A 13,710-nucleotide genomic window follows, 5' to 3' on the forward strand; every position below is an offset into this window, starting at 1 on the left:
ACACAATAAATAGTCAAAATTGTTAACACTAACTTAACAATAAAGAGGATGTTATGATTTATATTTGCCCCTGCAATTTTTTAGTTAACATATATTCAAACACAAATCACGTATGAGGAAGCTTTTACTTATTTTATTTATCGGCCTTTTTACTACCGGTTTTGCGCTTGCGCAGGATGGTATGGTAGTGAGAGGCAAGTTGCTTGACGCACAGACCAAAGAGCCGCTTATTGGCGCTACTGTAGGGGTAAAAGGCACAACAAATGCTACATCGGCATCACTTAGTGGTACATTTAAACTTAACGCATCAAGTGGTACCACTTTAGTTATTAGTTATATTGGTTACGTAACTAAAGAGATTACTGTAACTACCAGCGATCTTGGCGATATTTTAATTGACCCGGTTTCGGGCGCATTGAACGAGGTGGTAGTTTCCGCAAATCAATCACTTGTAATTGACAGGCAAACACCTATCGCTTCGTCAACTGTAGGTGCAAAATACATTGAAGAAAAGGGCGCTTTAGCCGAGTTTCCTGAGTTGTTAAAAGCTACTCCTGGTGTTACTGTTAGCCGCGCAGGTGGTGGTTACGGTGATTCACGTATAGCTATACGTGGTTTTAACAGCAACAACTTAGCATTGTTAATTAACGGTTTACCTGTTCAGGATCCTGAAGCTGGTAAAATTTACTGGAATGACTGGGCGGGCTTAGCTGACGTTACTACTTCAATGCAGGTACAGCGCGGTTTAAGTGCTTCACGTGTAGCTGTACCTTCACTAGGTGGTACAATTAACATAACTACAAAAAGCCTGGAAAGCCAGCAAGGTGGTACTATATCACAATCTATCGGCAGCTACGGCGCTACAAAAACCAGCTTCTCTTATGCTACAGGTTTAACGCCAAGCGGTTGGGCTGCATCTTTTTTACTATCTAAAAGCCAGGGTGATGGTAACGCCGAAGGTTTATATTACACCGGATATAGCTACTTTGCTAACATTTCAAAAATCTTAAGCAAAAATCAAACGTTGTCTATTAACTTCATGGGTGCTTCTCAAAGCCACGGTCAGCGTTACACTTATCAAACAATTAACACTTATCGTGCTGCTCCGCAGGGCGAGCAAAGGTTCAACTCTGATTGGGGTAATTTGTATGGGAAAACTTATAGCGCTGAAATCAATCGCTATAATAAACCACTATTGTCTATTAACCATGACTGGAAAATCAGCGAGACTGCTTCATTATCAACTGTGTTATATGGTTCATACGGCACCGGTGCCGCTGTTTACTTAGCAGGTAGCCAGGCTGGTCTTACTCCGGGTGGTTCAGCTCCGCGTTTAGGTGATTTTTATTCGCCAATTGATTTTGATGCTATTGTCGCTACTAATAAAGCTAACGTTAATGGTGCTGCAACAACTTATATTAACCAAGCGCAAAATAACCATTACCAATACGGTTTGATCAGTACTTTCAAAAAAACTGTAAAAGACATCAACTTCCTTGCGGGTGTTGATTTAAGAGGTTATCACAGAGATAATTTTTATGTATTGAACAACTTGTTGGGCGGATCATACTGGGTTGATAACAACGATGTAAATAACCCTAACAGAAATACAGTAACTGGCGATAAGATCAATCAAAATTATAGTTATGACATCTTCTCAGAAGGTGTGTTTGCACAGGCTGAATATGTTAAAAATGATTGGTCTGGTTTCATAACTGTTGGCGGTAACAATACCAGTAACAGAAAGACTGATTATTTTGACTATTTAAACACAAACCCATTACGCAAATCAGCCTGGGTTAATTTCATAGGTTTCCAGGTGAAAGGCGGTGCTAATTACAACATCGACGCTCATAACAATGTTTTCGCTAACGTTGGCGTTGTTGAAAAATCACCACTTATTGCTACTATTTTCCCTAACGCAAAAACAACAGGTGTTAACGATACTAAAACACTTGAAAAATTATTCAGCTATGAATTAGGTTACGGTTACAAAAGCGCTATGTTCACCGCTAACGTTAACCTGTATCGCTCACAATACAATGACAGAGCAAAATCTATTGCAGGTGTTGCTAATCAAGATGGGTCAATTCCATACGGTAATGTAAACGGGATTAATGAAGTTCACCAAGGTGTTGAGGTAGATGCTAAACTTCGTCCGGTAAAAGAAGTGACTATAAGCGGTATGCTTTCAGTAGGTGATTATCATTATACATCTAACTCAGGTTCCGGCATAATCAGCAGCGATGCTCCGGGAGCAAAAGTAACCACTATTAATTCATTAATTTTAAAAGGAAAAACAATAGGTGATTTTGGTAGCTCGGCTGCGTCAAATGCGCAAACTACTGCTGCTCTTGGTTTAGATATCGATGTGTTACCTCAGGTTAAATTAGGTGCTAACGCTAACTACTACGGCCGTTTCTTTGCTTCTTATGATCCGTCAAAGATGGTTCCGGTTGCTGCAACCGCAGTTACTCCGGCTTTTGACCCGAATGCTTTTTCGGCTGTTACACTACCTAATTATTCAACTATTGATTTGAACGTGGTTTACAGATTTAAATTTGCAGGCCTTGACGCTTCATTTATAGGTAACGTATACAATTTATTGAATGCGACTTATCTAACAGAAGCTTATGAGCCAAATCCTACAAACGGCACTAGTGTATCAAGATTAAATGCACTTGGCGTAAACTATGGCAATGGTAGATTATATATGACCACGCTAAAAATTAAATTCTAATGTATATTAAAAAAAATATCATGAAAAAAATATATCTTTTTGTTGCATTAATTGCTGTTGTAGCATTTAGTGCATGTAATCCGTTGGATAAAACATATAAGCAGTTAGGAGATATACCTGCCCCTACAGTTGCGCCTCAGGCGTTAACCCTGTCAGCATCTGATTATGCTTTATTGCCAAAAGGACACGCCGCTAAAACAGCACTTTACTTCAAAACTACTGATACCGCTAAAGCTGATATCCCAGTAATTTTGAATTCTAAGTTCCCTGCTTATCCAAACAAAACATCGGTAACGGTAACTTATGCAAGCGCACCACTTACTATTAAACCAATAGACACTGTATTTGCTAATATTGCTTACACTTTACAACCTGCTGATTATACATTAAATGGTGGCACTACAACTTCTACTAACTTTAGCGCCACCCAAATAATTACATGGTTAGGTATTAAGTACCCTGCAGCTACAGAAGGTAAATTAGCGGTTATCACTTTTAACTTTTTTGATCAGGGAGCTACCACTACTGCGGTTCAGCAATCGTTCTTATTTACAGGTGGTGTATGGACAAAATTATACCACATTACTCCGGCTCAATACGCTTCAATAGGCAAGGGCGGTAATAACAATGATTTTGTGGCTGCTGACGCAGCAATACTTCCAACATACTTTAACGCTTTCTTAAAGGCTGATCCTGCTGTTTATATTACTGCTAAAACAGGTGACATAAAATATGTAAGTTATAAGTATTATGCTGGCGGAACCGCGCCTAATACATTTCAACGTGTTGCCGTACTTATTTATAATGGTACCAATTGGACAACTTCATCTTTACCGGCTACAATTGTTTTCGCTAAGGCAAATGGTGTTTGGGTTCCTGATAATACCGTAACCTATAAGCTTACTGCAACAGATTATGCTTCTATCAAAACTATGACGGTAGGCATTCAAACTGCAAGAGATAACGTTGCTCAATTTGGTGATTTTAATATCAGCGTTCCGCTTTCAGCTACAACTGGCTGGACAGAAGCTGATATCAATTCTGTATTGATAAATATCTTAACTAAAGATTTTCCAACTGCTGTTGCTGATCAAAAGTTTATTATTACTTATTTAGCTTATAACGGTGCTACAATTAATGTAACTAAAACTTTCCAATTTAAAGGTGGAACATTTGTATTGGTTCAATAATTAAACGCTAACAATAATAAAGAAAGCCACTCAATTTGAGTGGCTTTCTTTATTTAAGAAGATTAGTAATTATTATCCCTGGTAAAAATCTGCAAGCGCGCCAAAATAACTGTCATTCCATCCGTCAACCAAATCGTCATAATCAGCATCGGGGATATTGGTATGTCTTAATTCAACTGACGTACCTGCTTTATCAGGATGAAGTTTAATAGTAACAATCGACTCTTCCGGCTGCCCGTCAAAATACCATTGCTGAACTATCTTTTTGCCGGGTTCAAATTCAATATTTCTGCCTATAATACTACCGTCCCACATAGAAAATTCAGAATCGGGGATAGTTGACATTTCTGCCGATTCGCCGGTCCATAATTCAATCGTAAGCGGATTGGTTAGCGCTATAAAAACTTCATCGGGCGTAGCCGGTATTATATAATATTTCTTAAAATCTTTCACCTGCGCAATTTAGGCATTTACGGGGCCAATTGGTAATACAGTTTTACCATAAACTTCGTTAAGTACCTGGGCAATGCCGGTATAGATGGCAGACGCGCCGCATATTATACCCTCATAGCCGGCCAGATGCGTAATACTTTTATTTTCGGTAGCATCGCCAACCGCCAGTAGTGCAAACAATATAACAAGCGAGCCAAAAACAAATTGCAGCGCACGGTTCAATCTCAATGTGCCAAAAAACAGTAAGAGGGTAAATATTCCCCACATAACCAAATAAGCAACCATGGCATTACCTGCCGGGGCGGCTCCCCAACCTAATTTAGGCAATACAATCAGCCCGACCAGTGACAGCCAGAAAAAACCATATGATGTAAAAGCAGTTAAGCCAAAAGTGTTGTTCTTTTTAGCTTCGATTATACCGGCAACTACCTGAGCCAGACCACCATAAAAAATGCCCATGGCCAATATCATCGAATTCATTTCAAAGAAACCAGCATTATGGATGTTTAACAAAACGGTGGTCATACCAAAGGCGCATAGCCCAAGTGGCGCAGGATTGGCGATGCCATCCTTAACGGGTGCAATTGTTGTCATAAAGTATTAGTTTTTAATTGGTTTATAATGCAATTTAAATGATTTATAATCATTTACAAATATTAAAACTGATTTATAACTTTAAACGTTAACTCTTTAACATGCAGAAGCTAGTATTAATGCGCCACGGCGAAAGTGTCTGGAATAAAGAAAATAGATTTACAGGCTGGACAGATGTTGACCTTTCTCCGGCAGGTTATGAGCAGGCCAAAAAGGCGGGCGAACTATTAAAAAAGAATGGATATAATTTTGATGTCGGATTTACGTCTGTGCTAAAAAGATCTATTAAAACCCTGCATATTGTATTGGAAGAACTCGATCATTTATGGATCCCTGTACAAAAATCATGGCGGTTAAATGAACGTTTTTATGGCGCTTTGCAGGGGTTAAACAAGCAGGAAACTATTGCTAAATATGGCATAATGCAGGTGCAAAAATGGCGCCGGGACCCCAACGAAGATCCGCCGCCTATTACTAAGGATGATGAACGCTATCCCGGCTTTGATCCCAGATATAAGAATCTGACAGAACGCGAGCTCCCGTTGACAGAAAATTTAAGTGAAACCATGAACAGGGCGTTACCTTTTTGGAATGAATTTATCGTTCCGGCTATAAGGAAAAATGAGAAAGTAATTATCTGTGCACATGGTAATAGCCTTCGCGCACTCATTAAGTATATAGATAATCTTAATGATGAAGATGTAACAAAGCTTGAAATACCAACCGCAGCACCACTGGTATACGAACTGGATGACGATTTAAATCGGATAAGGCACTATTATCTCTAGCGATAGTAACCTATTTGTTACGGTGTAAAACACCTGCCGGGTTTGTAATATGGTTTGGGCAAACTACTTTAGCTTATTATTTTTGCGACTAAGCCAATGAAAAAGTTAACCTTCTTATTGATCTTCTCTTTATTGACTTTTGCTGCATTTGCTCAAAGTTCCGATGAAAAAGCGGTGGCCAGCCAGGTAGAAGCCCTGCGCAAAGCGATGATAGCGGGCGATAGGGCCAGCCTTAATGACGTGATGTCTGATCAGTTGAGCTATGGGCATTCATTTGATTTTGTACAAAACAAGGCACAATTTATCGATGCCCTGGTAACCGGCAGAGCTGCATTTACCAAAATTGACCTTAAAGATCAGCGAATTACGGTTGACGGGAATACGGCAATTGTGAGGCACCGCTTTATTGCTGATACTAATGATAAGGGTAAAATAAACAGTATAACCCTGGGGGTTTTACAGGTTTGGAAAAAAACAAACGGCAAATGGCAATTATATGCCAGGCAAGGTTATAAATTGCCTAACCAGCCCAGATAAATTTAGTTTTCTCCTTTGTATAAGTCGCCGGCCTTTTCGGCTGATAGTTTGATGCCTTTGATCATAGCCGAGCTAAAGCCATTATGTTCCATTTCATTTAACCCGGCAATAGTGCAGCCTTTGGGCGATGTCACTTTATCAATTTCCTGTTCGGGGTGTGATGACAATTGCAGGAGTAGGTTTGCTGCGCCTTTAGCGGTTTGTGCCGCCATTTTAAGCGCGTCCTGCGCATGGAACCCAATTTCTGTACCACCTTGAGACGCTGCCCTGATCGATCGGAGGAAAAACGCAATACCACAGGCGCAAAGGGCGGTGGCTGCCGTCATTAGTTCTTCATTAATCTGTATGGTAACACCGACAGTATCAAACAATGATTTTACCAGGTTAACATTTTTTGCGGTGCCGTTATCGGTGGCAATACAGGTCATAGAGTCGCCTATGGCAATGGCTGTATTAGGCATAGCGCGTATTACCTGTACATTAAGCTCTAATTGCTGGCGGATGTCATCGCAGCTTACGCCTGATATCACCGAAACTAAAAACTGTTTCTCTGATTTAATGGCAGGTTTTATTTCGTTAAGCAGTTTGTTAAGTTGTTGGGGCAATACAGCCAATATAACAATATCCGCTTTCTTGGCTGCTTTGGTGTTATTGTTGGTGGTTTGATACCCTTGTGCAGCATACCACTCTAAGGCTTCCAGGTTACGGCGCGTTAGTGTTATTTGTTGTGGTTTGCATATGCCTGATTTTACCAGGCCTTTTGCCAATGATAAACCAATGTTACCGCTGCCTAGAATGGCAATATGTTGTTGCGAATTCATGTCGTTTTACTAAGTGTTGTTCCAAATGGCCGGCCTTTTTTAAGCTCACCTAAATCATCAGAGCGGCCTATTACCACTGCTTTAACACCACAGCTTATTGCTGTAAAGGCATTTTCAAGCTTGGGCAGCATCCCGCTGTGAATTATCTGTTTCATTTTTAATTCTTCGTATCTAACCGGGTCGATATCTCTTATTATTGAGTCATCATCATTTACATCCATCAAGACCCCCCTCTTTTCAAAACAGTATATTAAGGTAGTTTCAAACAGATCAGATAATGAAACTGCCAATGCAGAAGCTATAGTATCTGCATTGGTATTTAATAACTGGCCGTCACCATCATGCGTCAACGCGCAGAAAACAGGGGTGAAGCCGGCTTCCATTAATCTGCTAATACCTTTACTGTCTATTGACTTTTCATCAATATCGCCCACAAAACCATAATCAATAGTTTTTACCGGACGTTTTTTTGTGCGGATAAAATTGCCGTCTGCGCCGGTTAAGCCTATGGCGTTAGTGCCAAACCGCTGCAACTGGGCAACAATGTTTTTATTGATCAGGCCGCCATAAACCATCGTGACTACACGCAAGGTTTCAATATCAGTAATCCGGCGCCCGTCAACCAGCTTAGCCTCAATACCTAACGTTTCTGAAAGCTGGGTTGCTACCTTACCGCCGCCATGTACCAGTATCTTATATCCGTCAAGCGCGGTGAAATCGTTTAAGAAATGATATAGATTTTCAGAATTATCAATAACATTTCCACCGATTTTAATAATATGTAAGGATTTCATGCCCACTATGTGATAATTAGCTACAAAATTAACATTTATTGGGCAAGTACCTGTGCTTTTGACAATTTTTCAATCTAAAAACGGTATAACTGTTAAAAAAGTTATATAACGTATAAAATAGTTGTATAACTGAAAAATAAGTTATATGTTTGAGTTATGGAAGAACTAACCAAAACAGAAGAAAGGGTGATGCAGATTTTATGGAAGCTTAAACAATGTTTTGTAAAAGACATCATTGATGCTTTGCCTGACGATCCTAAGCCACCTTATAACACCATATCATCAATTGTACGCTTACTGGAGAAAAAGGGATATGTAGGCTACAAGGCCTACGGTAAAACTTATGAATACTTTCCGGTAATATCAAAGCCAGAGTACCGCAAAACGTTTTTCAGGAAAATGATAGCCGGATATTTTGATAACTCGGTTGAGAGTTTGCTGTCTTTTATGGTAAAAGAAGAGCAACTAAGCGAGGAGGATATTAACAAGATCAAAGACATCATCAATAAAAATAAATAGTTATGGATTTTTTTGTTTATCTGCTTCAGGTGAGCGCCTGCACCGGCATTTTTTTTGGCTTTTATTATTTGATATTAAACAGGTTTACATTTTTCTCTATCAACAGATGGTATCTGCTGGCTACATTAATTTTAAGTTTTGCTATACCGTTATTAACGATAACCGTCAGGGAGGAGTATGTACCAATTATCCAGCAATCTGCCTATCTGACCAGCACCGATGTGGTATCGCAAGCTGTGGTAGCTAAACCGGTCGAAAATATGAATTGGCTTATTGTTTTGAAATGTGTATACGCATTAACGGTGGTATTATTATTGGCAAGAATGTTAATTATATTGGCGGCATTTTTTGCGGGTATTAAAGGCAAAACCACCAACCGGATAGGCAATATACATATTTTGTGTGGCGACAGGTTAAACAATGGCTCATTCCTTAATTATATCTTCCTGAATGATAAAGAACTGAACGATGAGCAGATAAAACAGATTGTCGAGCATGAAATGCTGCATATTAAACGGTTACATTCCGTTGATAGGATCATCGTTAAAATAGCTCAAATTGTATTATGGTTTAATCCATTCATATACTTATACGCCCGCTCTGTTGAAGACAACCATGAATTTGAGGTTGATAGCGAGATAGGCCGTTTTACCGACAAAAATAAATATGCCAGCCTCTTATTGCATTTGTCAATTGCAAAGCAAAATATGCTTTACAACGGCTTTAGCGTAATACCATTAAAAAAACGCATTACCATGTTATTTAACCAACCTACAAAAAATATGAAAAAAATCACTTATGTACTTATACTACCGTTAGTAGTAATAAGCTGCCTGGCATTTGCCAATTTAAAAACGATCAGAAAACCAGTCGGCAACCTTGAACCGAAAGATGTTTTTCAGGCTGTAAGCCGTCACCAGCAGCAGGTACGCCAGGCCCCGGGTATTGCGATTGTCAGTCAAAAGGCTTTAATTTCTGATATTCCGACAAAACAAACAAAGGCTGTTGCCGATACCGAACGAAAAAAACTACAGCTAAGTATTGATAACGTATCCAACGGGCATAACAATAGATCAACCGGCGAGCCTGAAATTACGCTGATAGATGATACTAATAAAAAAGTATTAAAAATTGTTAGTGCACAACAAACCCCTGATATAAGGATAGATGATGGAGCACAAGCCGGTATAAGGATTGTCAGTATTAAAGGGGATCGATTTTTTACCAGAACACATATTGTGGATGCTGACGGTAAAAAATTCGACCAAATCCATTTTCAACTACCGGGTGAATCCGGTTCTGCAAACCTTGGGGTCGACGATAAAGCAGCGGCTTTTATCGACGGTGAATTTTATGATGAAGAAGCGCTTAAAAATATATCTCCCGAAAAAGCTGCAACATTAAAATTTGCAGGATCGGGCGATGTAAAGCGGGGCAAGATGCCGGTTGGCAACTACGCTATGCCTTTTAGCTTTAAAACCAAATAATATTACTTAAAACTTAATACAATCATTATCGGCACCTGGTCGCCCCAAAGCGATCAGGTGTTGATTTATCTGGCTAAAAAATCATTAATAATCTTAAACTCCTTTTCAGGTTCTTCAACCTGTGGATTATGACCTGATTTTTCAAACATTACAAACTGTGCCTGCGGGCAATAGTCTTTAAATTTTACGGCCATCCACGGTACGGCGACGCGATCATATCTGCCGGTTACAATTAATACGGGCATCTTTAAATCTTTAAGCTGTTTACGATAATCAAAGGTGCCAATGTCGCTGCCTACAATAAAATCGCCATCCTTTCCAACCATTTGGTAATATAATTTGGTATTGTTAGGGTTGGGATAGGGTTTGCGGTTACTCCGCGCGGCAAACTTATCGGGGTTATAGGCATATAAAAATCCATAAGGTACCCGCCCATAAATTTCCTGGTGCCTGGCATCACTTGATATGGCTCCCTGGTCGCGTATTTTCGTTAACTCGTCCCAAATTTCGGGATAGTTGGTTTTAATTTCATGGTTTGAATTATCGTCGTTTTCCTGCCACATCACAAAGCTATGGAAGGTATCCGCCAGGATTAAATGGCTTAAATGTGCTGGATATTTTATAGCATAGCCCTGCGCCACAACACCGCCGTACGAATGGCCAAGCAATGATATTTTGTCCAGTTTTAACGCTTTGCGTAAACCTTCAATATCTTCAATGTCGCGTTCGAGCGTGTATTCAGCAACATTCCTGGCCGTATCAGACTTCCCTCGGCCGAAGGCATCGAAATATATTAACCGGTGGTGGTTATCAGCCAGCGGATCAAAACTGCGGAGGCCTAGATGAGTTCCGCCCGGCCCGCCGGGAATGAATATTATCGGATCGCCCTCGCCAACGGTTACCACCCATAGTTTGGCACCATTAATGTTGAGGTACTTGCCATCTGTCCAGCTGTCAACAGGTTTAACCTGGGCACCGGCAATGGCGGCGCAAAAGAATATAGTTGCAAAAAGAAAAAGCTTTTTCATTTAAGTTTTGTTGTAGCTAAAATTAATAAACAGACTTTACATATTTTAGCATTTAAAATTTAACGCTAAACACTAAAATTTATCACAGCAAACATACATGGATCAGCAAAATAATAAAAGGCCGCGAGTGGTAATTGTAGGTGGCGGGTTTGCCGGGTTACAGTTGGCTAAAAAATTAAAAAAAGCGCCGGTTGATGTGTTGATGTTGGATAAGCACAATTATCACACTTTCCAGCCATTACTTTACCAGGTTGCGATGGGGGCGATCCCCGCTGATTCAATCGCGTTTCCCATCCGCAGGATATTTACTTACCAGGATAACTTTAGATTTAATCTGGCGCATGTTGAAACTATCTGCCCTGAAATCAATACGGTTAAAACTGATATAGGAGATATCAGTTACGACTACCTGGCTATTGCAACCGGTTCAAATACAAATTTCTTTGGCAATAAAGACCTCGAAAGCTGTGTCATGCCCATGAAAAACGTGCCCGAAGCTTTGAATTTGCGCGGCCTTACATTGCAGCATTTAGAGAAAGCTATCGTAACAAAAGATAGAGGTGAGAAAGATGCCTTAATGACCTTTGTAGTGGTTGGCGGCGGACCTACCGGTGTTGAACTGGCAGGCGCACTGGCCGAAATGCGGCATTTGATATTGGAAAAAGATTACCACGGACTCAGCAAGCATGACATGAAGGTTTACCTGGTAGAAGGGAAGGACCGGCTACTGGCAGCGATGTCAGATGGTGCATCAAAAAAGGCAAAACAGTTTCTTGCTGCCAACGACGTAAATATTTATAATAGCGTACACGTCGAAAGCTACGACGGCTTAACACTGAAGATAGATGATGGCATGATGATAAAAACCCGTAACGTGTTTTGGGCGGCGGGGGTAATGGGTGAGGTGCCCGATGGCATGGCTAAAGCTTCGGTAACCCGTGGGTCACGTTTGCAAACTGATGAGATCAACAGGGTTAAGGGTTACGATAATATTTTTGCAATTGGCGATGTCTCTGTAATCATCAGCGAGGAATTCCCAAATGGCCATCCTGGCGTAGCGCCGACAGCTATACAGCAGGGCGCGTGGCTGGCAAAAAACCTGGTGCATATTATTAAATCAGAACCAACTGAACCATTTAAGTATAAAGATAAAGGTACCCTGGCTACAATCGGCCGCAACAAAGCAGTCGCAGATCTGGGAAAAGTTCATTTCCAGGGATTTTTCGCCTGGTTACTGTGGGGATTCGTACACTTAATCTCGCTGGCCGGTTTTTCAAATAAAACTTCGGTTATCTTAACCTGGATGATAAACTATTTCACCAAAAACAGCGATAACCGCCTTATCATACGCAGCTTTAACCGTAGCACCCGAACGGTAGAACCCGAAAAGTAAAATAATAAAGTTATATTAACCCCAATGGATCTGTTTGTTATCATTGCTTTGCTGGTTGTTTTAAGCGCATTTTACTCGTATATAAACGCGCGTTTTATAAAATTGCCGGGTACTATCGGCATTGTAACCATTGCTATTGCAATATCAATCATAACGATTGTGGTTGATTCTTTAAACCCAAGCATAGCCCGTTATCTAACTGTTTTAGCAAAGAATATCAACTTTTCGCGCACGGTATTAAATATCATGCTGGGTTTCCTGTTATTTTCAGGCTCCTTCTCTTTAAATACCAAGCGGTTAAAAAAAGAGATGCGCCCGGTATTTGTATTAAGTACGATAGGTGTGATCCTGTCTACTGCTATATTTGGCGGCTTGTTTTACGGGATAACTATTTTGTTTCATATACATATCCCGCTGGTGTACTGTTTCCTGTTTGGCGCACTAATATCTCCTACAGACCCGGTTGCGGTTGGCGCCATCATTAAAAATTCAAGATTGCCGGTGAACCTGGAGACTATAATTTCGGGCGAATCTTTATTAAATGATGGTATAGGGCTGGTATTGTTTGTAACGATACTGGAGTTTACCGAGTCGGGAGGTGATAAACTGGACTTTGCAAAGACCGCACTTTTATTTGTACGCGAAGTTTTTGGCGGGATTGTTTTAGGAATAGTTTTTGGCTTTATCGCTTTCCGCTTAATGAAAACCATAACCGACTTCCAGACCATTGTACTGGTGTCTGTGGCCCTGGTGATGAGCATATCGGTAGCGGCAACCTTTATGCACTTCTCTATTCCGCTGGCAGTTGTAACAGCCGGATTATTTGCCGGCAACCGAAGTATAAATATAGACAGCACCGAGCATTCGCACCAAGCGCTCGAAAAATTCTGGCAACTAATAGATGAGATGCTCAACACTATTTTATTTGTGATGATAGGCCTGCAAATGATCAACCTGCCATACCTGAATAATTATTGGCTGATAGGGGGGCTGGGTATAATTGTGATTTTGCTGTCGCGATGGTTTAGTATTATGATACCGCTGGTGTTTTTCAAAAAGATAGTAACCAGCAATTTAAAGAACATCAACATTTTAACCTGGGCGGGTTTACGCGGAGGGATTTCAATAGCCCTGGCGCTGTCATTGCCCTACAGCCCTTACCGGCATATTATATTGGCCGGCAGTTATTTTATCGTAATTTTTTCTGTGGTTGTGCAGGGGCTAACCTTAAACAAGGTCATTAATGCTTTCATCCCGACTGAAGGGAAATAAACTACTTTAACTTCGCCATATAGACGGCAATCGCTCTTTCGGCCGAATCTGGTTTATTGTTCAGTGCGGCGATGATATTTTCTCTTTCTTTTTC

At 40.4% G+C, this 13,710-nt stretch carries 13 protein-coding genes; 8 read left to right on the top strand and 5 right to left on the bottom strand.

The features are described 5' to 3' along the window. Positions 1–112: 112 nt before the first annotated feature. On the top strand, positions 113–2,740 hold the full coding sequence (locus LJ658_RS13595) for a TonB-dependent receptor (RefSeq protein ID WP_230547068.1): 2,628 nt from the start codon (positions 113–115) through the stop codon (positions 2,738–2,740). Positions 2,741–2,760: 20 nt separating this feature from the next. After that, entirely contained in the window at positions 2,761–3,930 is a 1,170-nt protein-coding gene (locus LJ658_RS13600) for a hypothetical protein (RefSeq protein ID WP_230547069.1), read from the top strand. 72 nt (positions 3,931–4,002) lie between these two features. Here LJ658_RS13600 and LJ658_RS13605 read toward each other — a convergent pair whose 3' ends face one another. Both LJ658_RS13605 and LJ658_RS13610 read right to left on the bottom strand, forming a co-directional pair. Next, a complete protein-coding gene (locus LJ658_RS13605; RefSeq protein ID WP_230547070.1) occupies positions 4,003–4,383 on the bottom strand; it encodes an SRPBCC domain-containing protein in 381 nt (126 codons plus the stop codon). Between the two features lie 9 nt (positions 4,384–4,392). Next, a complete protein-coding gene (locus tag LJ658_RS13610) occupies positions 4,393–4,977 on the bottom strand; it encodes an acetate uptake transporter (protein ID WP_230547071.1) in 585 nt (194 codons plus the stop codon). 101 nt (positions 4,978–5,078) lie between these two features. Between LJ658_RS13610 and gpmA the strand changes: the two genes are divergently transcribed. Both gpmA and LJ658_RS13620 read left to right on the top strand, forming a co-directional pair. Beyond that, positions 5,079–5,765, top strand: coding sequence for a 2,3-diphosphoglycerate-dependent phosphoglycerate mutase (gene gpmA / locus LJ658_RS13615; RefSeq protein ID WP_230547072.1), 687 nt, complete (start codon positions 5,079–5,081; stop codon positions 5,763–5,765). 96 nt (positions 5,766–5,861) lie between these two features. Further along, complete coding sequence (locus tag LJ658_RS13620) at positions 5,862–6,302, top strand: nuclear transport factor 2 family protein (RefSeq protein WP_230547073.1); 441 nt, start codon at positions 5,862–5,864, stop codon at positions 6,300–6,302. Between the two features lie 2 nt (positions 6,303–6,304). On the opposite strand, the gene proC is transcribed toward LJ658_RS13620, so the two are convergent. Continuing rightward, positions 6,305–7,123 carry a pyrroline-5-carboxylate reductase gene (gene proC / locus LJ658_RS13625; protein WP_230547074.1) on the bottom strand — a complete coding sequence of 273 codons (819 nt, stop codon included), beginning with the start codon at positions 7,121–7,123 and terminating at the stop codon, positions 6,305–6,307. Further along, positions 7,120–7,917 (bottom strand): acetylglutamate kinase, encoded by a 798-nt coding sequence (gene argB / locus LJ658_RS13630; protein WP_230547075.1) that lies wholly within the window; start codon positions 7,915–7,917, stop codon positions 7,120–7,122. The genes proC and argB overlap by 4 nt, the downstream gene beginning before the upstream one ends. A 156-nt stretch (positions 7,918–8,073) precedes the next feature. Here argB and LJ658_RS13635 point away from each other — a divergent pair, with 156 nt between their 5' ends. Further along, entirely contained in the window at positions 8,074–8,436 is a 363-nt protein-coding gene (locus LJ658_RS13635; protein WP_230547076.1) for a BlaI/MecI/CopY family transcriptional regulator, read from the top strand. A gap of 2 nt (positions 8,437–8,438) precedes the next feature. After that, positions 8,439–9,923: a M56 family metallopeptidase gene (locus LJ658_RS13640; protein ID WP_230547077.1), complete on the top strand. Its 1,485-nt coding sequence runs from the start codon at positions 8,439–8,441 to the stop codon at positions 9,921–9,923. A 65-nt stretch (positions 9,924–9,988) separates the two neighbouring features. Here the strand turns inward: LJ658_RS13640 and LJ658_RS13645 are convergent, their stop codons facing one another. Next, complete coding sequence (locus LJ658_RS13645; RefSeq protein WP_230547078.1) at positions 9,989–10,951, bottom strand: alpha/beta fold hydrolase; 963 nt, start codon at positions 10,949–10,951, stop codon at positions 9,989–9,991. A 97-nt stretch (positions 10,952–11,048) separates the two neighbouring features. On the opposite strand from LJ658_RS13645, the gene LJ658_RS13650 reads away from it, so the two are divergent. Both LJ658_RS13650 and LJ658_RS13655 read left to right on the top strand, forming a co-directional pair. Next, positions 11,049–12,344 carry an NAD(P)/FAD-dependent oxidoreductase gene (locus LJ658_RS13650; protein WP_230547079.1) on the top strand — a complete coding sequence of 432 codons (1,296 nt, stop codon included), beginning with the start codon at positions 11,049–11,051 and terminating at the stop codon, positions 12,342–12,344. A 24-nt stretch (positions 12,345–12,368) separates the two neighbouring features. After that, the gene (locus LJ658_RS13655) at positions 12,369–13,616 is read left to right on the top strand and encodes a sodium:proton antiporter (protein WP_230547080.1); all 1,248 of its coding nucleotides are present in this window, start codon (positions 12,369–12,371) and stop codon (positions 13,614–13,616) included. Positions 13,617–13,710 lie beyond the last annotated feature (94 nt).

This window comes from Mucilaginibacter sp. UR6-11 (genome assembly GCF_020880695.1).
Lineage (GTDB): Bacteria > Bacteroidota > Bacteroidia > Sphingobacteriales > Sphingobacteriaceae > Mucilaginibacter.

Coding starts and splice junctions, on each gene's coding strand:
- LJ658_RS13595 (WP_230547068.1), top strand. CDS start 113: ATGAGGAAGCTTTTACTTATTTTATTTATCGGCCTTTTTACTACCGGT.
- LJ658_RS13600 (WP_230547069.1), top strand. CDS start 2,761: ATGAAAAAAATATATCTTTTTGTTGCATTAATTGCTGTTGTAGCATTT.
- LJ658_RS13610 (WP_230547071.1), bottom strand. CDS start 4,977: ATGACAACAATTGCACCCGTTAAGGATGGCATCGCCAATCCTGCGCCA.
- gpmA (WP_230547072.1), top strand. CDS start 5,079: ATGCAGAAGCTAGTATTAATGCGCCACGGCGAAAGTGTCTGGAATAAA.
- LJ658_RS13620 (WP_230547073.1), top strand. CDS start 5,862: ATGAAAAAGTTAACCTTCTTATTGATCTTCTCTTTATTGACTTTTGCT.
- proC (WP_230547074.1), bottom strand. CDS start 7,123: ATGAATTCGCAACAACATATTGCCATTCTAGGCAGCGGTAACATTGGT.
- argB (WP_230547075.1), bottom strand. CDS start 7,917: ATGAAATCCTTACATATTATTAAAATCGGTGGAAATGTTATTGATAAT.
- LJ658_RS13635 (WP_230547076.1), top strand. CDS start 8,074: ATGGAAGAACTAACCAAAACAGAAGAAAGGGTGATGCAGATTTTATGG.
- LJ658_RS13640 (WP_230547077.1), top strand. CDS start 8,439: ATGGATTTTTTTGTTTATCTGCTTCAGGTGAGCGCCTGCACCGGCATT.
- LJ658_RS13645 (WP_230547078.1), bottom strand. CDS start 10,951: ATGAAAAAGCTTTTTCTTTTTGCAACTATATTCTTTTGCGCCGCCATT.
- LJ658_RS13650 (WP_230547079.1), top strand. CDS start 11,049: ATGGATCAGCAAAATAATAAAAGGCCGCGAGTGGTAATTGTAGGTGGC.
- LJ658_RS13655 (WP_230547080.1), top strand. CDS start 12,369: ATGGATCTGTTTGTTATCATTGCTTTGCTGGTTGTTTTAAGCGCATTT.